General features: G+C 70.9%; 8 protein-coding genes. 3 read left to right on the forward strand and 5 right to left on the reverse strand.

Going from position 1 to position 21,173, the window contains the following annotated elements:
- Positions 1–371: 371 nt before the first annotated feature.
- Together GPZ80_RS10340 and GPZ80_RS10345 are read right to left on the reverse strand one after the other, a co-directional pair.
- On the reverse strand, positions 372–1,019 hold the full coding sequence (locus GPZ80_RS10340; RefSeq protein WP_187220080.1) for a hypothetical protein: 648 nt from the start codon (positions 1,017–1,019) through the stop codon (positions 372–374).
- Between the two features lie 81 nt (positions 1,020–1,100).
- Complete coding sequence (locus tag GPZ80_RS10345; RefSeq protein WP_187220081.1) at positions 1,101–2,282, reverse strand: hypothetical protein; 1,182 nt, start codon at positions 2,280–2,282, stop codon at positions 1,101–1,103.
- Positions 2,283–2,350: 68 nt separating this feature from the next.
- Between GPZ80_RS10345 and GPZ80_RS10350 the strand changes: the two genes are divergently transcribed.
- The 3 genes from GPZ80_RS10350 (at position 2,351) to GPZ80_RS10360 (ending at position 7,262) form a co-directional block, all read left to right on the forward strand.
- Positions 2,351–2,998, forward strand: coding sequence for a Crp/Fnr family transcriptional regulator (locus GPZ80_RS10350; protein ID WP_187220082.1), 648 nt, complete (start codon positions 2,351–2,353; stop codon positions 2,996–2,998).
- A 589-nt stretch (positions 2,999–3,587) separates the two neighbouring features.
- Positions 3,588–3,749, forward strand: coding sequence for a tyrosine-type recombinase/integrase (locus GPZ80_RS33985; RefSeq protein WP_187220083.1), 162 nt, complete (start codon positions 3,588–3,590; stop codon positions 3,747–3,749).
- Positions 3,750–4,136: 387 nt separating this feature from the next.
- On the forward strand, positions 4,137–7,262 hold the full coding sequence (locus GPZ80_RS10360; RefSeq protein ID WP_187220084.1) for an AfsR/SARP family transcriptional regulator: 3,126 nt from the start codon (positions 4,137–4,139) through the stop codon (positions 7,260–7,262).
- A gap of 50 nt (positions 7,263–7,312) precedes the next feature.
- Here the strand turns inward: GPZ80_RS10360 and GPZ80_RS10365 are convergent, their stop codons facing one another.
- The 3 genes from GPZ80_RS10365 to GPZ80_RS10375 all read right to left on the reverse strand — a co-directional run bounded on the left by GPZ80_RS10365 (position 7,313) and on the right by GPZ80_RS10375 (position 20,467).
- Positions 7,313–13,147, reverse strand: coding sequence for an RHS repeat-associated core domain-containing protein (locus GPZ80_RS10365; protein WP_246476929.1), 5,835 nt, complete (start codon positions 13,145–13,147; stop codon positions 7,313–7,315).
- A 35-nt stretch (positions 13,148–13,182) separates the two neighbouring features.
- Positions 13,183–19,764 (reverse strand): LamG domain-containing protein, encoded by a 6,582-nt coding sequence (locus tag GPZ80_RS10370; protein ID WP_187220085.1) that lies wholly within the window; start codon positions 19,762–19,764, stop codon positions 13,183–13,185.
- Positions 19,765–19,942: 178 nt separating this feature from the next.
- On the reverse strand, positions 19,943–20,467 hold the full coding sequence (locus GPZ80_RS10375) for a hypothetical protein (RefSeq protein ID WP_187220086.1): 525 nt from the start codon (positions 20,465–20,467) through the stop codon (positions 19,943–19,945).
- Between the last annotated feature and the right edge of the window lie 706 nt (positions 20,468–21,173).

Raw genomic sequence — 21,173 nt, forward strand, 5'->3', positions numbered from 1 at the left:
TAGGTCGAGAGGCACCCATCACGCTGATGACCTGGCAGCGTGTGCTGATGGCAGCGCGATGTCGTCGTTGTTGGACAGGGGCTGCAGGAATCCCGGACAATAGCCGACGCGCTGGCTGACGTCGCGAGTGAAAATGCCCGGTGCCGGGTCGTTGAATCCCCCCACCACGATCCTGTAGGTGCCGTCGCAGGGCGCCCGTCACTGCGGCGGACACGGTGATACCGGCCGGCACAGCCGTTGACTTCGTCATGTTTCTCCTCAATCTCGGTACAGGCACCGTGCGCCGATTCCAAACAGGACGGGATCTGAACCCTCTACCCCGCAGCTGTGCGACGCGCCCAGCCATCGCCGGGAAGGACCATTTCGAGCCACTAACAGCTCCGGAGATCGCCGTTCTGGCCGAGCGGCTCCAGGAAGCCTCGGTACATCCACGCGACCTGCGTCTCGGTCGGCTCCGACATCCCCCGGACGGACGGTGCGTCCAGGTGTCTCCACCGGACCCGCAGCCACCGCCCGCCGACGTCGTTCGCCACGTCGACCGCTGGGACCACACCGTCGGCGACCTGGCAGTCGGCCCACACCGTCTGTCGGTTCGGCACCGTGCCCACGAGGTCGACGGCGCCCCGGGGATCGCGCCGGGCGAACAGTCCCTCGGTGGCGGTATCAACGACCACAAACGCCCACGGCCCATCGCCTGAGGGCGTGGCCTTCGAGTCTGATCGGGACCGCAGCCGCCCGCGGAGGTCGTCGTCGGTGGCCGCGGTCGCCCCGGCCTGACCCGCGGCGTCCCGGAGTTGTTGGAAGTTGTTGCAGGTTCCGACCACGTTGGCACAGCCGTTCCCCGATCCGGCGGACTGGGAGCCGCCGACCGCCGGGGCCGGATCGCGCCCCGCGAGTCCGATGACGGTGGCGGCCGTCGCGATGACGGCCACGGCCAGGGACACCTTGTTGAAGAACAGCGATCGAACAGTCGCCAACCAGGACTGCTCTTCCAGTCGTGGGGCGGAACGCTTGGGCACGGTGGTCCTCCTCGGAACTCGCGAGTGAGGCGAGTGTGCGCCCGGAGGGCGGTACCGCACTGCGTCAGATGACGCACCCGGTCATGGTCGGCGGAAGGTTACCTCCGCCAGCCCGTTGTGCTTGACCACAAGCTCGAAGTCCTCCGTGCCGAGGCGAAACGTCGCGACATAGGTGTCGGTGGCGACCTTCCTCGAGTTCGCCTGGACCGGGGTGCAGGTCGCGTCGACCACGTTGATCACGGAGAAGCCGACTCCGGGGTCCTCGTAGAAGAATTTGATCGCGCCGAGTGGCTTGCGGTCCCGCAGGAGCAACCCGCCGACGGGATACTGCGACAGCCCTGAGTTGACTCTCTCCGCCGTGGCACCTTCGGGCAAGTGGTGGATGGAGGGGTACGGGATCTCCGGGTCCTGCTCGAAGTACAAGTCGGTGCAGTTCCCGACGGGCGTCGTGGTCACGACCGTCGTAGGTCGGGAGGAAGGCGGCGCTGTGGTCGTCGGCGCCGTTGTGGTCGGGTCACTGGGAGGCAGGTGGGCCGACGGAGTGTCGTGGTGCTCGGGGGTTCCGCCTGCTTCCTGGTCGCCCCGAGCCAGCCAGACGACGCCCGCGATGGCCAGAGCCATCACGACCACGACAACGGCGACGGCGACGGCCCGACGTCGCCGCGGCGGTCGGAGCGGGTGGCCCGGCAGGTGGATCCAGCCCGTGGTCGTGGTCTCCTTCGCCCGCACCTCGACCTGGTGGAACAGTTCGGCGTCGACGCCGGGGTAGCCGTGCCGAACGACCGAGCCGTGGAAGCGGTCGGACAGGATCGCCGCGACAGTGGCAGTGACCGGGGCGTGTCTAAGCTCGTCGCGCAGGCGGGCGCTGTCCAGCAGCCTGGCCAGGTGGACCATGTGCGGGCCATTGGGGAATCCCGACTCGTCGAGCATCACGTCGGCGTCGTGCAGGGCCACCCGCACGCGAATCTGAGCCGTCTGGCTCGCCCGCAGGTTGTGGGTGCGCAGTTCTTGGCCGAGCACGGCGAGAAGAGGGTGCAGCAGGTGCCGACGGTCGACGGTGTCCGGCACCTCCACGATCATCCCGTCGCCGGTATCGCGGACATGAAGCCGCGCGAGGTCGATCCCGCTCGCGGCGAACGCGACCTGTACCGCGCGGTACAACGCCCGCTTCAGCTCATCCCAGGCGACATTGTCGCGACGGACGTCGCCGGAGCGCTCAACGTCGACAGCGAACAGCGCACGACGCACCGGCTCATTGACCACATCCGGTACCTTAGCGATCACACACTTGCCAGCGGGAGGCATGGTTGGAACCCAAAGCCGCCACAGGTGTGTTCTGGGACCTGCTCACCGAGGCACAGCGCGACGCGGTGCGCGACGCGGCCGATTTACGGACCTGGGCGCGCGGCGACCTGCTCATGAGACAGGGGGACCGCGCGCGCTGGGTGCTTGTCCTCATCTCCGGCTTCGTCAAAGTCATCGCAGTGACGCCGGGAGGTCGCGACGCCGTGCTCGCACTACGCGGTCCCGGCGACATCCTCGGCGAGATGGCGGCCGCGGACGGCGAGCCGCGGTCGGCGAACGTAGTCGCGGGAACCGCGACTACGGCGTACTGGTTGTCCGCGCGGCGCTTAAACAATCTCGCCACGCGGAACAACGGCATCGCGCCGGCGCTGTGGCGTACTGCGGTTGACCGCTCCCGATCAGCCGACCTGCGGCGGATTGAGCTCACCGACGGGCCGGGCCTCACCCGGGTCGCCGTGGTGATCGCCGAGCTCGCAGACCGGTTCGGGCGGCGAACGACCGACGGGGTGGTGATCGCGCTCGACCTGAGCCAAGACGACATCGCGGGCATCGTCTCGGCTTCCCGCGAGACCGTCACCCGAGCGCTGCGCGTGCTTCGGGCCGATGGGGCGATCGCGACGCGGCGCAGGCAAATCACCGTCCTGCGGCGCGATCGGCTCGACGCCCACCGATGACGACACCTTCGCACCTGAGCCGAACTGGCTGAACTCAACTGGTGCGAGCGGCACAACTCTCACACCTGAGGTTCCCCTCGGACCGGACACCCCCTGATCCCAGACGCTGGTCTGGCGAAGGATGTTCCCGTGTCCCGTTCATCGAGTATCCCCTGAGATCGGCGACACCGATGACCGTGGCGGCCGTCGAGGACGAGGTGCGCGCGCTGCGCAAGCGGGTGGCCGGGATGAAGCTGCAGAACGAGATTCCACGGAAGGCAGCCGCCTATTTCGCGAAGGACGAGCGGCACGATGATCCACTGACCGACCTGTTCGAGCTCATCATGGGGACCGGCATGCGCCGTGGAGAAGCCCTCGCGCCGCACTGGGCTGACGTCCATCTCGACGAGCGAATCCTGCTGGTCCGCTACACCCTGTCGAACATCGACAACACCACGCCGGTCTTCACAACGCCGAAGCCCCGCAGCAGACTCGCCTGGGTCTGCCTGTCAGATCGCGTCGCTCATGCGTTCCAGCGCCAAGCCCGTAGGCAGCCGGCCGCGATCTCGTCTTCACTCGGCGCGGTGGACAACCCCTGCGCCCTGAATAGGTGCTGCGGCGCTTCCACCGCCTCAGCGACGAGGCGGGCCTGCCGAGAATCCGCGCCCACGATCTACGACACTTCGCCGCGCCCACGATGCTCAGCGCCAACGTGCCGTTGCCGATGGCCGGCAAGACGTTGCGCCACTCCGCGGTGTCGGTGACCACCTAGATCTACACGCACCCACTCAAACCCGCCGCGCGGGACGCCGTCGACGCGATCGCCAACGCCCTCGCCGCGGCAGATGCAGCCTGACGACGTCTGCGACCACAGGGCGTCCACAACACCCCGAAAACCCGCGCGATGTCGTCCACAGCGAGTTGCCCGCACCACGACGCCTTCGGCCGCGCCGCAGGCGCCGCTTCGGCGACGATGTGCTGAATCAGGCGCCCGATTCCGCCGAACCTCGCTCCCCCGGCCGGTCCCACAGGTCCGACACCTCGCGCGAGCCTGCCCAGGAGCTGGCTCGACTCTGACGGACTAAACTCGGCCTGCCAGGAATGCTGGCCGGGTTGCGCGGCGTGCGGCCGCCATCGAGCGGGTCGGGGGTCGTCGACAGTGGAGTTCCGAGTGCTCGGCGCGCTCGAAGTGCGCTCGGGCGACCGGGCGGTGCCGCTGCCCGCGGGCAAACACCGGATCGTCCTGGCCGCTCTGCTGCTGCGGGCCGGTCAGGTGGTCTCCCTCCCGGAGCTGATCCACTACCTGTGGACGGGCGCGCCGCCTGTGGGCGCGCGCCGCACCGTGCAGACCTACGTGATGCGGCTGCGGCAGGCCTTGGACGCCGCTGACATGATCACCACCCAGCGCGACGGCTACGCGATCACCGTCGAGCCCGGCAGCCTCGACCTGCACCGGATGCGGGCCGCCGTGGCCGACGCCGACCGCGCCGAGGGCGCCGAGGAGATCTCCCTGTTGCGCCACGCCTTGGCGATGTGGCGCGGCCCCATGCTCAGCGACGTGCCTTCCGAAACGCTGCGCGGGGCCGCGGTGGTGCCGCTGGAGGAGGAGCGGTTGCGCCTGCTGGAACGGGTCATCGACGCCGAGCTGGCTCGCGGCGGGCACGCCGAGGTGGTCGGCGAGCTGCGCGGGCTCACCGCCGAGCACCCGCTGCGGGAGCGCTTCTGGGGCCAGCTGATGCTCGCGCTGCACCGTGCGGGCAGGCAGGCCGAGGCGCTGGCCGCCTACCGCGCCGTGCACGCGCGGCTGCGCGAGGACCTGGGCATCGAGCCGGGACAGCGTCTGCGGGACCTGCAGCAGCGCCTGCTGACCGGCGCCGACGTGCCGGTCGAGCGGCCTGCGCGGGCAGCCCGGCGGTGGGTGCCTCGCTGCACGTTGCCACTCGACGTGGGCGCTTACGCGGGCCGCGCCGAACTGACCGAAGACCTGTTCGAGACGCTGACCGGGCCGCGCTCGGTCGGTCGGGTGCCGATCGCGGCGATCTGCGGTCCACCCGGCGTCGGCAAGACGGCGCTGGCGGTGCGGGTCGCCCACCGGGTGCGGTCCGCGTTCCCCGACGGCCAGTGGTACCTGCGGCTCAGCGGTGCTGAGTCCGGTGAACTGCTCGCCGAGCTGCTGCACGCCGCCGGGGTCGACCGCGCCGAGCTGCCCGACTCGGCGCAAGCGCGCGCCGCCCAGCTGCGCGCCCAGCTCGCCGACCGCCGGGTGCTGCTGCTGCTCGACGACGCCGCCTCAGCCGCGCAGGTCCGCCCGCTGCTGCCCGGCACGCCCGGCTGCGCCGTGCTGACCACCAGCCGTGTCCACCTCGGCGGGCTGGCCGCGCTCAACGACGCCCGCGTCGTCAACCTCGACGTGCTGCGCCCCGACGAGGCGCACGACCTGTTCGCCGACCTCGTCGGGGTCCGCACCGCGGGCGGCGACGCCCTCGCCGAGATCGCCCGGCTGTGCGGGTATCTGCCGCTGGCGCTGCGCTTGGCCGCGGCCAACCTCGAAGGCGGTGGGCGCGTCGAGCGCTACCTGGCCGAGCTACGGGCCGGTGACCGGCTCGGCAGGCTCGCGGTCGCAGGCGACCCGCAGGCCGCCGTGCGCGCCACCTTCGACCTGTCCTACACCGACCTGTGCCCAACGGAGCGGCGACTGTTCCGGTTGCTGGGCGTGGTGCCCGGGGAGACCTTCGGCGCGCCCGTCGCCGCCGCCCTGCTGAACACCGCCGAGACCGACGCCCGCGATCTGCTGGAACGCCTCAGCGCCCGTCACCTCGTCGGCGAGCGCGACCCCGGCCGCTACCAATTCCACGACCTCATGCGCATCTACGCCGCCGAACGGGCGCACCGCGACGAACCGCACGCGGAGCGGGCGGCCGCCGCGCACAGGCTGTTCGACCACTACCTCGACACCGCCGACGGCGCGGGCAACGTGCTCTACCCAGACCTGTCCCGGCTGGCCCGGCCGCACCCGCGCACCGCGTTCGCCTCGGCCACGGCCGCCCGCGACTTCCTCGACGACGAGCACGCCACCCTGTTCGCCGCGATCGCCGCCGCCGACTCCCTCGGGCTGCCGTCGCACGCCTGGCACCTGACCGACGCGCTGCGCGGCTACCTCTACTCGCGCAGCACCACCTCCCAGTGGGGCGCGTCCGCCCGCGCCGCGCTCGCCGCCGCGACCCGCGCGGGCGACATCGGCGCCCAGGCGGCCATGCGGATGAGCCTCGGCATCCTGGCGTGGACGCTGGGCAGGCACACCGAGGCGCTGGCCGAGATGGAACTCGCCCTCGCGGGCAGCCGGGAAGCGGGCCTGGCCCTCATCGAGGGCGCGGCACTGAGCAACCTCGGCATCGTGCGCCTGGAAGTCGGCGACACCCGCGGCGCGGCCCGGCTGTTCACCGAGGCCGTGGCGCACGGCAAGCGGACCGGGCAGGACTTCGTCGAGGCCAACGGCATGATCAACCTCGCAGGCGCCCAGTTGGAGCTCGGCGAGCTGGCACAGGCCCGCCACAGCAGCGAGGCGGCGCTGCGGCTGTGCGAACGCATCATCTCGCCGCACGCCGCCGCCACCGCCCGCTCGAATCTCGGGCAGGCGCTGCTGGCCGCGGGCGACCTCGCCGACGCCGAGGCACACCTGCTGGAGGCGCTCGACGCGTTCCGCCACCTGGGGTCCACAGTGGATGCCGCGGAGACGCTGGTGCACCTCGCGTCCGCGCACCGCGACGCCGGTCGCGCCGAGCCCGCCGCCCGGGCGGTCGGCGAGGCGCTAGTGGCCGCCCGGTCGCTGGAGGTGACCAGGCTGCTCGTCGAGGCGCTCATCGTGGCGGGCACCGTCGACCAGCTCACCGACCACCACGCCGACGCGGTCGCCCGGTTCACCGAGGCGCTGGCCCTGCTCGGCGCCGACGAGCACGGCAGGCTGACGGGCGAGGCCCGCATCGGCCTGGCGGTGTCCTACCGCCACCTCGACGTCCTCCCCCAAGCCGAGTGGCACGCCCGCGCCGCCCTCGCCGCCGCCGAGGCCGCGGACCGCCGGATCCAGCGCGGCAACGCGATGACGGCCCTCGCACTGATCACCGCCGACCCGGCGCTGGCCGAGGCCGCGGTGCGCGTGCAGGTCGCCACCGGGCACCGCCTCGCCGAGTCCAGGGCCAGGGAGGCGCTCAGCCTGCTGCGCCGCCTCGGCGGGCTGGTGGAGGTGCCGCCTGCGTCCGAGTGCTCGACGGACGGGCCGTCGGTGTAGCGGGGCGTCGCCGAACCAGGTGGCCGCGGGCCCGCGGCCACCTGGTGTGCTCAGCGGGCGCTCAGCGACGGACCTAGGTACTGCCCTTGCGGCCCGACCACCGGTTCGAACATCCCGTCCGGGAGCTTCATGTCGGCGAAGTAGCCGGAGACCGCCCACTCCTCCCCGAACGTGGCCTCAAGACCGCCCAACACCGCGAGGTCCGCGCCCCACGAGGGTCCCGCCGACACCGAGAGCAGTCCCTCCGAACTGCGCGCGACCTCGAAGGTGGCCCTGCCCGCCTCGGTGCTGTACCAGGTCCCCGTCCCACCGAGGTCCTTGATCGTGCCCTCGCTGATCTTGAGGCTGAAACCGACGCCGTAACCGGCCACCTGCCCACCGCCCTTCTTCGCCGACGCCGACCACCCCCAGCCCTTGTGGTCGCGGGCGACGCACACCTCGGCGGCGGCGCCCATCCCGACGAAGAGGTCAGCACCCGTGCAGGCGGAGATCGTGATGCCGCCGTGGTCGCGCCCGGGGAGGTGGGTGTTGCGCAGGAACCTCTCCTCCTGCTCGATCTGCACCCGGGTGATCGCCCTCGACATCTCCAGGAAGGACGGCGACGGCCCCTTCTTGGGCGGCAGGCCCGCCAGCCGGGTGATCTCTTTGTTCCCCGCGTCCAGCTGTCCCTTCGCCTGCATGCACTGCGGGGCGAAGATGCGGTTTCCGTCGCAGCTCTTCGCGTGGATCGAGCGGTTCGACAGCTCCGATCGCCAGACCTGCAGATCGCTCCTGGACAACCCCAGGTTCCCGTAGAGCTTCGGGTTGTACTTGGTCGTGCGGGACGAGCCCACCATCCCCCCGAACGACGGCGGGGGCGGAGGCGGCGCAGGCGCGGACTTGGCGGGTGCGCGCGAGCCGCTCTTGCCCTTGGTGCAGTCGCCGTCGGGGCAGGACAGCAGGCCGGACGGGTCGCTGCGGGTCACCGGGCTGTTGTTGCTGTAGGTGTACCCGTTGAGCTGTTGCGCGTCCGTCAGGTCCAGCACCGGGTCGACGGAGATGAACCGGCCGGTCTCGGGGTCGTACTCGCGGGCGCCCAGGTGCGTGAACCCGGTGCTGGCATCCGTCGTGCCGCCGACGAAGCCGCGCTCACCGGGGAACGCGCCTGCCGTACCCCGCGCACCGCCGAACGGCAGCTGGCGGCGCTGGACGACCTCCTGCGACTGCGACTCGACGGCGATCTGCGAGGTCCCCTGGTGGTCGCCCGCCAGCCAGGTCAACTGACCAGTGCCTTGCCGCATGGCGACGGTCTTGCCGCCGTGCTTGTAGTACCGCGTCGCGGTCGGGTTGCCGCCCGCGCCCGCCACCCGGATCTCCTGGCCGTCCAGGTACAGCGTCGTCCCGCCCGGGTCCCGCCGGATCAGCCTGGACCCGGCGGCGTCGTAGACGAACGACGTCATCTTGCCGCCCTCGGTCACCTTCGCCAGCTTGCCGGTGGCGTCCCAGTCGAGCTTCCTGGTCACCCCGCCGGACGTCCGGCTGGCGAGGTTCCCCGACGCGTCGTAGGCGTAGTTGACCGGGCCGGTCGCGCCCGGACCGGTCGCGGTCACCGACCCGAGCGCGTGCGCGTGGTCCGCCACGCCGCCGGTGTAGGTGCGCACGGTGTTCCCCGCCGCCGCGTGCACGGTCTCGGTCTTGCGGTTCCCCGCGTTGTCGTAGGTGTAGGAGTGCCAGTACGGCGCGGGCCCGGCCAGGCCGTCGACGCTGGGTGCCTCCTGGCAGCCCTGGCCCGCCGACCAGGTCGCCGCTCCCGGTGTCCACGCGTCGGTGATCCTGCCCAGCTGGTCCATCCCGAAGCACTGCACGTCCACGGCGGACGGGCGCAGATCGGCGATCGAGGTGATCGTGCCCGCGGGCGTGTAGGTGTAGCGGACGTCGGACTGCATCGGCGAGGGCAGTTCGGCGTCCACGACGGTCCTCGTCAGGCGCCGCGTGCCGCTGTCGTAGTAGTGCGACAGCCACGCGCGTTTCGCCCCGCTGCCGAGCTGGAGCCGGGCCACCTCGCCGTACCGCGTGTACTCGGTGTCGGTGACGTGCTCAGTGGTCACCCCGTTGAACCCACCGGAACTGGACTTCACCGGCCCGAGGTCGTGGTGGACGTAGTTGACCGTCTCCTCGGGCAGCTCTCCCGCCGCGGCGTACGACCGGCTGGAGAGGCTGCCATCGGGGTTATACCCGGCATAGCTGTTGTAGGTCCCGGCGAGGAGTCCCTCCTCGGCCGGGATCGTGACCGACGTGCCGGTCGCCTGGTACAGCGGATCATAGGAAAGGACAGCGCTCGAGTACGCCTTTCCGTCGACCCACGCCGTGGAGACCGCGGGCTTGCCCTTGCCCCTGGTGACGGTGTCGTACGTCCACTCGGCCAGCTTCGTGCCGCCGACCTCGCCGACGAACTTGCCGGTCTTGCGCCCCAGCGCGTCGTAGGCGTACGCCACGGTGCCGTCGCGGGCGTCCCGGACCGTGCTGAGCCTGCCCAGCTCGTCGTAGGTCATCAGCGACGTGCCGGTGTCCGGGTCCTCGCGCTTGGTCAGGCGGCCGAGGAAGTCGTACCCGTTGCGCCAGAGGGCGCCGGACGGGTCCCGCACGGTCTCCAGCAGCCCGGCCTTCGTGTACGTGTACAGCGTCGCGTCGAACCCGCCGCCTGCGGCCGGGCCGTGGTGCTGCCGCAGCTCGGTCGTCCTCCCCTGCGCGTCGGTGATCGTGGTCGTCGCGATCCCGCCCGACGGCGGCGTCACGTGGACCCGGTCGCCGCCGTAGGCCGTGGTGGTCCGCCACTTCTCGTGCGCGCCCGCGTAGTAGACCGACGCCACCGCCCGTCCTGCGCCGTCGTGCAGGGTCCGCGTGTGGCCGGGGACGTCGGTGTCCGCCGCCACCCACAGGTCCGTGTCGACGGCCGCGTCCTGGAAGTACGGTTGCGTGGACTTCCACGCCCGGCCCTGGGTGTCGTAGCGGGTGTCGGTGAGCAGCCTGCCGCCGCCCATCGCGGGCGCCTGGGCCTGCCGCTCCCGGAGCAGCCCGTCGTAGACGACCGCGCTGGTGATCGCCGATCCCCTCGGGCCGATCTTCGTCGTGGTCACCACAGTCGGCGCGTCCGCCCGGACCAGGTACTCGTGGCGGGCGCTCGGCGAGTTCGGGTAGCTCGTCTTGGACCGGTTTGGCAGCCAGATCCTGCTCTTGCGGCCGAGGGGGTCGTAGGACACGTCGGTCCTGCGCTTGTTGGGATCGCTGATCTGGGTCGGCAGACCCCACGCCGGTTCCACGGTGGTCGTCGTGACCAGGCCGGTCTCGACGGCCGCGGTGGGCGGGGTGGTGCTCACCGTCTGGGTCACCGGGCCACCGGTCACCGGGACGAACGCGGTCGTGGTCGTGCGGCCCAGCGCGTCCGTGGCCGAGACGGTCCGCCCGTGGACGTCGTAGGCCGCCGTGGCCGTGACGACGTACTCCGGTCCCTCGGCCGGGTGGTGCTTGGCGACCTCGGTCTTCGTCAGGTTCCCCTCGGCGTCGAAGGTGTGGCGCTTGTCGGCCAACGCGTCGGCCGGGTAGGCGGGCGTCGCCCCGCAGGCGACGGAGACGGTGCTGATCTGCCCGGCCAGGTTGAGCAGCCACTTGTCGGTGTCGCGGGCGTACTCGGTCCGCGTGCACCGGTCGTCATCCGCCGTGGACAGGTCGCCGAGGTCGTTCACCCGGATCGGCTGGCCGCGGTCGTCGTAGACCGTCTCGGTCTTCGTCGTCCGCCATCCGCCGGACGAGAGCGCGGTGAAGTCCCGCTGCGCGCCGACGTTGACCTGGTAGGCGCGCAACGAGCCCCGGGTCGCCGTCGGCCCGTGGACGGCGGGGTCGGTGATCGACTTGCTGATCCGCGCCGGGTCCGGCTGGTCCGACGGGGCTTCCCGCTCGAAGGAAGCGGACTCGAAGCCGAAGCCGCTCAGCCAGTCCGCGTCGGTCCGCACTCCCCCTTCGGAGTCGGTCACGGTCGCCTGGCGCGTCCCGGACGGCAGCTTGTCGCCGTCCATCCCGCGGTAGAAGCGCTGCTCGGTCATGGTGACCGGACCCGCGGGGTCGTCCGGGGCGCCGGACCTGATGCGCACCCGGCCGAAGCCGCGGAACTCGTTCCAGGTCTTCTTGTCCTCCTTGGTGAACTCCGAGCTGTCCCAGTGCCAGGCGGCGCCGTCCAGGTACTCGTAGGAGACGACCTGGTCGACGAACGTCGACGTGGTGCTGCCCTGCACCCTCAGCCGATCGGACTGGCTGACCCGCGCGACCACGTACTTGTGGAACCAGTCCGTGCGTTCGGCGAAGTTCTTCTTGGCCCAGCGCACCGGGAAGCAGTTCAGAGTGTTGGTCTCCGGGCCGGCGGGCATCGGGCCGCCCGCCGCGCACTGCGACCGGTACTCCACCGAGATCACGCCACCGGTCTCGGAGACGATGCCGTTCACCCGGTACCGGATCAGCTCCGCGACGCCGTCGCCGGCCGTCACCACCCGGTTGTGCAGCGCTTTGCCCTGGAAGGTCACCGACGGCATCTCGGCGCTCCCGCCGACCAGACCGGTGTGCTTGACGCCCTTGAGCCACAGCGCGGCCTTCTCCCCGTCACCGGGGTCGGGGAACTGGTGGTCGAGTTCCCAGCGGTCGACGTCGGTGTAGACCGTCCCGCGCAGGACCTGGGTGGTCACCGACGCGAGCCGCTTGGTCGTCCAGAACGACGGCGAGTGCTTGCCCGCGCACGTCGCGGTGTCGCACTTGCGGTCCCAGGGGACATCCGGCCAGTTGTCCGGCTTGTCGGACGTGCACGCGCTGCCGGGGACGCACCGGTCCGCCGGGCTGAACACGACCCGGCCGCTCGGCGTGGTCAGGTCCGCCCGCATGCCGTAGTCGATCCGGGCCAGGCTCCCGCCGCGGACGTAGGGCACCGCGGCGTCCTTGAGGTTCATCCCGTAGGAGTTGGTCTCGGTCTCGTAGAAGTACCGCATGACGTTGCCGTTGCGGTCGACGACCTTGTCCAGGTTCCACCGGTACGCCTGCACGCAGTGGGAGGCGTCGAACGTCGCGCCGTGGCACGGCTCGTTGGCGTCGTCGCCGAACACCGGGACCGTCCACGTCGACCGCGCGTCCGGCTGGGAGCCGAACCAGTACTGCGTGCCGTCGACGGTGGTGACGCGCCAGTGCTCGCCGTCGTCGTCGCCGTTGCCCGCGCCGGTGAACCGCTCGATCCGGGAGCCGTCGTCGCCGCGCGCCCGCCACTGCCCGCCGGCGTCGTCGCGGATCAGCATGCCGCCACCGCCCGCGTAGGACGCGACCGCGTTGTCGCTGCGCCAGCACAGGTCGCCGGTCTTGGGCGGGGTGGTCCCGCCCTCGGTGTCCGCGGCGCACCCGCCGTAGGTCCGCTCGACGAATCCGGCCGAGAGGTCCCAGCCGTCACCGACCCAGGTCGGCTGGTTGTTGGTGACGCTGGTCCGCCCGTCGACGGCGGAGGACCGGTAGCTCAGCCCCAGGTCCGGTTCGAGGCCGCCCGCCGCGGGCGGCACCCGCATCGGGTACGACCAGGTGAAGTCGCCGGTGTGCGCGGAGACCGCCCAGGTCGCCGACGGCGACAACGACGTCGCCTCGGCCGTCCCGGCGCCTTCCTTGTCGGTGCGGGCCGGTTGGTCGCCGGACAGCTGGTTCGCGGCGGCCTGATCCGCACCGGGGGCCACCCGTTCCTGCTTCTGCACCGGGGTCGACGGAACCGTGTCCAGCCCGGTCGACGGTCCGCCCGCCGCACTCGCCGGCGGCGCCGCCACCACTGTCAGCAACGACGCCATGAGCTGACCCGCGATCAGCAACACGACAGCACGACGCGTTCTCATGCTCGAAGTCCTCCGCACAACCGTCCCCTTACGCCTCATGCCGCGGCAGGCGCCGCGCGGAGTACATGGCCCAACTGCCCACGCACGGTCTGGCCTTCGCAGTCCGCATCGGCGGAGACGAACAGCTGACCCGCCGACGGGCCGGTCTGCAACGCGCACTGGTACACCGGCATGCTGGTCAGCCCGGCAGGCGGTTGCGTCCAGATGTAGCCCACGTCCCGGAACACGGTCTTCCCGCCGCAGGCCGGGTCCAGGGACAGGAACCGGTCGGTGCCGTCCACACAGGACTTGACGAGCTGGGTGCCCGGCTCGTTCGACATCGCCAGCAGGCCGAACGTCCCCTCGAAGCGGTAGCCGGGCGGGGTGCCCCTGGTCGTGACGTCGTGCTCGCCGATCCGCGGGTGGTAATACCGCGCGAGGGGCGCGTAGGCGAGCACGTGGCCGATCAGGACGTCCACCGGCTGGCCTTCGCAGTCGGGCAGGTAGGTGTCGAACTTCTCACCGTTGTGCAGGCACCGGTACAGCGGGACCGTCGCCACGCCCGTCGGCTTCTGGGTGTACACCCAGCCGAGGTCCCCGAGCTTCGTCGCGCCCTCGCAGGACGGGTCGGTCGAGGTGAAGGCGTCGGTGTTCCCGGCCGAGCAGCTGTAGACCCGCTGCGTTCCCGGGCGCGCCGAAGGCAGCATCATGCCGAGCGACTTCTCGAACCGGTACCCCGGCGGCAGACCGCCCGCCTTGCTGTAGAAGTCGCCGCCCAGCAGCACGGTCCGGTGGTCGCCGCCGGTCCGGATGAACCGGGCCAGTTGGCCTCCCGGGGGCTCCGGCCAGCCCGCGCGCTTGCGGAGCTCATCCTCGGACACCGCGCCCAGATCGGCGGTGACCTCGTCGATGAGGCCGGAGAAGAACCCCGCCGGGACGCCGTTGGCCTTGCCCCGGCCGATGGTGAAACCGCCCCAGGCGGTCCACAGCAGCACGTTGTCCTTGGTGCCGACGTGTTCCCCGTTGACGTACAACCGCAGCTGCCTCGCCGGGTAGTCGTACACCCCGGCCAAGTGCGTCCAGGTGTTCACCACAGGCGGCTGTGACGAGTTCGCGTAAACCAGCGGCGTGTGGTCCGCGGCGGCCGAATCCTCCCGCGCCGCGCCGAAGATCCACCGGTTGACCTCCGGCCGGTACTGCAGGACGAACCCGCTGTGCCTGCCGCCGTCCTGGCCCAGCACGGTGGCCACCCGGTCCGTCCGCGAGAGCTTGGCCCACGCGGCGACCGTGAAGCTGTCCAGCATGCTCGCCGCAGGCCGCGGCGCCGCCGCGGAAGAACTGCCGTCGAGTTGCAGCGCCTTGCCGGTTATCCCGTCGGGATAAGTCGCGGTCCCGGTCACCGTCATCGCGTTCTGCGCCCACGAGTAGTCGCGCGCGGTGCCGTCGTCGAACCGCCAGTAGCCGTGCGACTGTGGCGGGACGTCGTCGTGGAGCCGCCGGACCTCGCCGTCGGAGAGCGCCGTGCCGTAGGCCCGGACGTCGTCGACCCCGCCCGGGTAGTGGCAGGTGTTGGCGCCGTTCCACCGACAACGGCCGATGGCGAACTTCCCGGCGGATGGCCGGATCGTGATGCCGTCCCGCATTCCCGACAGCGCACCGTTGACGTACAGGCGCACCTCCCGCAGCCCGGCGTCGTACACCATCACCAGGTGCGACCAGCCACCCACGTTCGCGGGCTCGGTGGACAGCACGACGCTCAGGTCCGGATCGTTCTGGTCGGCCTTCGGCACCACCACGCCCCAGGTCTTCGAGCCGTGGTCGTACTGCACGTGGAATCCGCTCACCTGACCCGCGTCCTGCCCGAACACGGTCGCGTAACGGGTGCCCTCCTTCAGGTACGCCCAGGCGGCCACAGAGAAGCTCAGGCTGGTGTCGACCACCGGCCCCGCGGTTTCGGCGTAGCCGCCGACGCCGTCGAACCAGCCGGTGTTCCCGTTCCGCCCTGGGCGCCAGCCTGCGCCGCCCTGGAGCGTCGCGGTCAACCCGCGCCCGCTGGAATCGCCTGCCGCGGTGCCGGTGGTCTCGTCGAACTTCCAGTGACCCTTGTTCGCGACGGGCAGCGTCGTCGATCCTTGGGCAGCGGGATAGCCGCGGTACAGCGCGGAAACCCGGTCCGCGCTCAACGCGCCGCCGTACATCCGGACGTCGTCTACCGAGCCCTTCCAGAAGCCGTTGTCCGCACCGGCCTGCCTGCCGCGGCCGATCTGCAGCCCGCCGTCGGCGTGCCAGGGGCCGAGCAGAGTGCCGTCGTCCTTGCGGACCCCGTTGACGTACAGGTAGAGCGCTTTCGCCGTGGCGTCGTAGGTCCCGGTCAGGTGCACCCACGAGTTCAGCTGGCCGGGGACGACCTCGAAGGCGGCTTCGGTGATCGTGCCGTCCTCCTCGGCCATCTCGAAGACCCAGTTCCCGTCGTGGCCCTCGTCGTCCTCGATGTGGCCGAGCCGGAACTTGCTCGACGGCCGGGTGCCGCCGCCGTCCTGGGAGACCGCGCTGACCACGCACCGCGGCGTGGCGTCGATGTCGCAGCCGTTGCCCTCCAGACGGACCCACGCGGACACGCTGAAGCTCGCGTCGGTGCGCAGGTCCACGCCCGTGGTGGAGGCGACGTCGTCGACCCCGTCGAGCGCGACCGCGTTGCCGACCCGGCCGCGGGTGAAGCTCGCGCCGCCGGTCAGGGTCACCGGCCGGGCACCCACGGTGTCGCCGCTTGTGGTCCCGCCGCCCTCGTCGAGGGTCCAGTTGTGCGCCAGGTTCTGGTCGCGCCCGGCCATCGCCTGGATCTCCGTGGCCAGCAGGGCCCGGCTGTAGACCGAGACGTCGTCGATCGCGCCGGGGAAGAACCCGGTGTTCTCGTTGCCCTCCCGCTTCGCGCGGCCGATCTGCATCGGCCCGTCGATATCCACGCCGTCGAGGTGCGCCTGCGAGGCGACCAGAGCGCCGTTCACGTACAGCTCGATCCGCTGCCTGCTCTTGCTGTACACGCCCGCGAGGTGCGCCCAGACGCCCGGCTGGGCACGGCCGCCTGCCACGTGGTCCGACGCGCCCGTCTCGTCGGTCCTCGCCACGGTGAAGTCCCACCGGCCGTCGGGCAGCACGCCGAGGTCGAACCCGCTGACGACCTGCCCCTGCTGGGACACGACGGTGTGGGCCCCGGTGACCTTGTCCACCTTCGCCCACGCGGTCACGGCGAAGCTCTTGTCGGTGTCGACCACGCTCTGCCCGGTGGCGAGGTAGCCGGTCGTCCCGTTGAGCCGCACCGCCAGGTCCACCGGGTCGGGCATGCTGGTCTGCCCGGACGTCCAGTCCGCGCCACCCCCGGCTGTCGCGTCGAGCCTGCCGTTGACGTCGTCGGTGTTGCCGTCGAGCTTCCAGGTGCCCGCGGTGACGTTGTCGCGGCTCACCAGGCCGCGGACCTCGTCCTGTGAGATCGCCCGGTTGTAGGCGCGGACCTCGTCGATGACGCCGGGGAACCAGCCCGTCGGGGCGCCGCCCGCGGTGGCCCGCCCGATGCGGAAGGCGTTCCTCGCCTGCCACGGCGTGACGCGCGTGGTCTCCCCGATCAGCTCGCCGTCCACGTACAGCCGGATCTTCTTGTCGCCCATGTCGTAGGTGCCCGCCAGATGGGTCCACACCCCGGCGGGTGGCTGGGTCGACGTGCCGACCCAGTTGTACCCGGTCGGGCTGTCCGCGTCCGACTGCGGGAAGACGAAGACCCACTTGCCGTTCTGGTACTGCAGGCAGAACGAGCAGATCCGATCGCCGCCCTGGCTGAGCACGGTGTACGTGCCGCCGTCCGCCCGGTCGAGCTTGACCTGCGCCGCGACGGAGAAGCTCTGGTCGGTGCGCAGCAGCGGTCCGCTCGTCGACGCGACGTCGTCGATCCCGTCCAGCCGGAGTCCGCCCTTCACCGCCCCGCCCGTGGTGAACGCGGCCCCGTTCGCCAGCACGGCGTCCGCCCCGCCCTCGACGGAGTTGCGCGCGGTCGAGCCCTCGGTCTCGTCGAACTTCCAGTGCGCGACCTGGACGTTGTTCGCCCCCGCCAGGGCCGACACGTCGGCGGCCGACAGCACGCGGTCGTGGATCTGCACGTCGTCGATCGCGCCCACCCAGTGGTCGACCGCCGCGTTCGCACCCCACATCGTGCGTCCGATCCGCACCGGGCCGGACGCCCAGTCCGGTACCGCGGTGTGCGGTGTCGTCGCGGCCAGGGTCCCGTTGACGTACAGCTTGACGTTCTTCGCCACGGGGTCGTAGACACCGGCGAGGTGCGTCCACTCGTTCAGCTGCGGCATGCCGACCGCCGAGGTCGCCATCGGCACGCCCCGGTCGGCGGACGTCGAGTTGGGCACGCCGAAGACCCAGCGCGAGTTGGAGCCGTCCGGCTCGGCGCGGTGCCACAGCGCGAACCCGGGCAGCAACGCGCCGTCCTGGCTGACCACCGCCCTGGCGCCGCCGGCGTGCTGCGGGTTCACCCAGGCCGAGACGGTGAAGCCCGCGCTGTTACGGATCGTGTTCGGCGCGCTCACGTGGTCGTCGACGCCGTCAAGCTTCACCGCGGACCCCGACGCGCCCCGCGCGGTGTAGGTCGCGCCACCGTGGAGCGTGCCGTGCCGGTCACCGAGGAACGCGCTGTCCTTCGCGTCGGCGTCCAGCGCCCAGTGCGCGAGCGGGCCGTTCCCGGCTCGGGCGTAGAAGCGGTAGGCACGGATCGGACTGTCGTTGCCCGCCCGGTCCACGCTTTGGACGTAGAGGGTCTGCGGACCGTCCACGCGCGGCGCGAGGCGTACCCGCGCGGGGCCGCCGAGCGTCTCGGCGACGACCGTCTCGGTCGGCGAGTCCTGCCAGCCGTAGCGGTAGTGGTCGATGTCGTCGACCCCGGCGGAGCCGAACACGAACTCGTCCTCCACCCCGACGCCGCCGTGCCACCGGTTGTCCTCGGTGTAGAGCTCACTGGCCACGGTCGGCGCCACGGTGACGTCGGTCCGGTCGATGCCGAACCGCGCCCCGTGGGCGGCCCCGCTGGACGTCGCGCCGTCCGAGGCGTGCAGCCACCAGCTCATCGCCCTGCCGTGCCGGGCCCGCAGATCAATGGTCGCGCTGTGGACCGAGCCGTTGACCTTCATGTCGGCGTCCCACGCGGTCTCCGTGCCGTCGTGTATCCGCCACTGCGCGCGCAGGTCGTCGCCGTCGGGGTCGGTCAGGTGGGCCTTCAGGGTGATCCACTCGTCGCCGACCCACGCAATGCCGCCGCAGTGGTGGCACGGGGCCTTCAGCGACGGGTCGGTCGTGAGGCTGCCGGGGACGTGCGGCGCCCGGTTCCACGTCACCTTCAGCTTCATCTCCGCCGGGTTGTACTTCCGCCATGCGGACTGCGCGCCCGAGTCGAAGGCCTTGAGGAAGTACACGGTCGGGCCCGACTTGTTGATGTCCTTCTCGGGGATGCCGAACCCGGCGTTCTTCCAGCCAGGGCACCCGGAGTGCACGCCGGGGACCTTGCTGGAGGCGACGCGGTCACCCTCCAGCTTGTTCCACCAGTTCATCCCGCTCCAGAGCGTGCCGCCGACGCGGTAGACGTCGTGCCACGGCTCGTTGCACTCGGGGCTGGACACCACAACCCCCGCCAGCGAGATCCCCAGGACGTCCTTGTCGGCGAGGAACGCCGTGTCGTACTGGAAGTACGCCCGCGCTTCGCCGATGCCGTTGCAGTAACTGTCGGGGTAGTCCCGAGGGCACTGCCCGACCTGCGCGTTCGCCCCGTCGCCGCTGGTGTTCCAGTACTCGTCGTCCGGCTTGCCGGACAGCACGGTCGCCCAGGCGGTCTTCTCGTGGGTCCGCAACGTCGGATCGATGACGACCGGGAACCGCCGCGCCGGATCGGAGAGGAAGCGCTGGTCCGGTCGAAGGTCAAGCGCACCGCCCGCGACGGACACCCCGATCGGAGCGCGCTTCCCCGCCGAGTCCCACATGATCGACGGCGGAGCGCTGAACAGCTCGGCGCCCGTGTCGTCGAGCGCGCGCAGCGCGCCGTCCTCGTCCACCGCCACGGTCAGGCCGTCAGCCTTGATGGGCATCCGGATCGCCTTGAGCGCCGGGTTTTTCGCCGCTTGGGCGGTCTTCACCGTGAGGTGCTGGCGGAAGCCGTCCTGGTCGGCGTACATCACCAGGTCAACGCCGGGGAACACCTCGCGGTAGGTCACCTGGTTGCCCGAGACGACAGGGACGGGCAGCGCGTCCGGCCACCGCAGGGACAGCGTCTTGCCGTCTCGCCGCAACGCGGCCAGCGGCGCGGAGGACCCGCCACCGGACAGCGCGAGCTCGCCCTCGGCCGCCTTGGGTCCGATCGTTCCGTCCGAGCGGCGCACCACGGTGGTGTCGATGGGCAGCCACTCACCCGCGACCTTGGTCCGGACCGGGACCGGCGTGAGCTCCGCGGTCAGCGTTCCGTGCGGATTGGCGAACACGGTCCGTGTCGCCGTTCGCTGATCGACCGCCTCGACCTTGGTCCCCTGCGCCCTCGACGCGGCCATCGCCGAAACCGTGTCCGGCGCCTCCATGACGGGCGCCTGCCGTGAGGGCACGACAGGAACGCTCGCCGAAAGGACGGCCAGCGATGAACCCACCACCGCCGTGACCGCGGTAGCTACCACCACCCGGCGTAGCCGCATTGTTCCCCCAAGGTCAGGTGCGCATGTCGATTCGTCCCGCCCCGTCGGAACGCAGCGCAGACAACCACGCTTCTGACGGTCCCGTCACCGGCTAGGCGACCCACGTCAGCGATACGTCGCTGAAACGTCGCCGACCCGATGGCTCGTCGCCGAACACGATGACGTCCTCGTAGGCCAGATCGGCCCGCAGTTGGCAGGACGACCACAGAACCGACGCGGTGCGGGGCGTGAGTTGGAGCCCCGAGCAGCCCGCGCAGCTGTCTTTGTTGCACGTGCACGCCGGGAACTGGGTGGCGAAGTCCGGGATATCCGTGTCGGTGATCGGTAGGTGGTCGGAGTCGAGCTCGACGGCGTTGTGGCTGCTCTCGGTCGCCTCTACACCGGCGTCGTCGGAGATCGCGGCGTAGGGGTCGGCGATCCAGCTCACCGCCTGAGCCGCATCGCCCATCACCAGAGCGCGTTCCTGCTGCCGTGCGGTTTCGTTGTCACCGTCGTCGGTGGCGAAGGTGCAGGCGTCGATGCTGTCGAGCGCATATTTCTCCAGCGCCACCGGGTCGTGCACCTCGACGACAACTTCCATACTCACTCTGACCCGGCGCGGCTCAGAGTCACCCATCCAGCGAGCATACGACGACCGGATCGCACAGCCTCTGACGATCGACAGTCGCCCGGACGTCTCCAGACTGGCCGCCGGAGCGTCATCGCGGTCAACCAGCATGTACTGCCCGGTCCGGGCCGCGACGGCCCCATGGCGGCGTCTGCGGGCGTCAACGGCGGTCAATCGGCGACGTACCGATTGCTGACCGTACGGGCCTGACAAGGGCGAATGGCCGCAGTACGGGTCGGTTGGGAAAGTTCACCCATCGAGAAGATCGACTATGACCCCTCAACGAGATCAACAGGCACCGCGGGAGGACCCGGCTCCAGTTTCGCTCCATACTGGCCGGTAGAACGATCTTTCCGTCCACAAGGGACGATCAACAACGGGAGTGTCGTTCAATATCGAAACGCCCGCCGACCTGGGTAAACTTCCAGGACGACGGGCGTTTCGATGACCGTCGGGCTGACAGGATTTGAACCTGCGACCCCTTGACCCCCAGCGGCGCCCCGATCATGCGCTGACCTGCACAAACATCGAATCCTCTGCACACGACAGGTCCGTTCAAGCCACTTCAGGCCGGGCTACGTGAGTACGGGAATAGCCACCGCTCCACATCCGCTCCTGACCCTCACACTGCCAGTCGGGACCACAAAGGACTCTGACCAGCGGAAACCCAAGCGCCCCAGTGAGGTTCCCCCCGGGAGTCGGACACCGGGTTTCA

Source organism: Actinokineospora xionganensis, from assembly GCF_014323725.1.
Lineage (GTDB): Bacteria > Actinomycetota > Actinomycetes > Mycobacteriales > Pseudonocardiaceae > Actinokineospora > Actinokineospora xionganensis.

Coding starts and splice junctions, on each gene's coding strand:
- GPZ80_RS10365 (WP_246476929.1), bottom strand. CDS start 13,147: ATGAGAACGCGTCGTGCTGTCGTGTTGCTGATCGCGGGTCAGCTCATG.
- GPZ80_RS10375 (WP_187220086.1), bottom strand. CDS start 20,467: ATGGGTGACTCTGAGCCGCGCCGGGTCAGAGTGAGTATGGAAGTTGTC.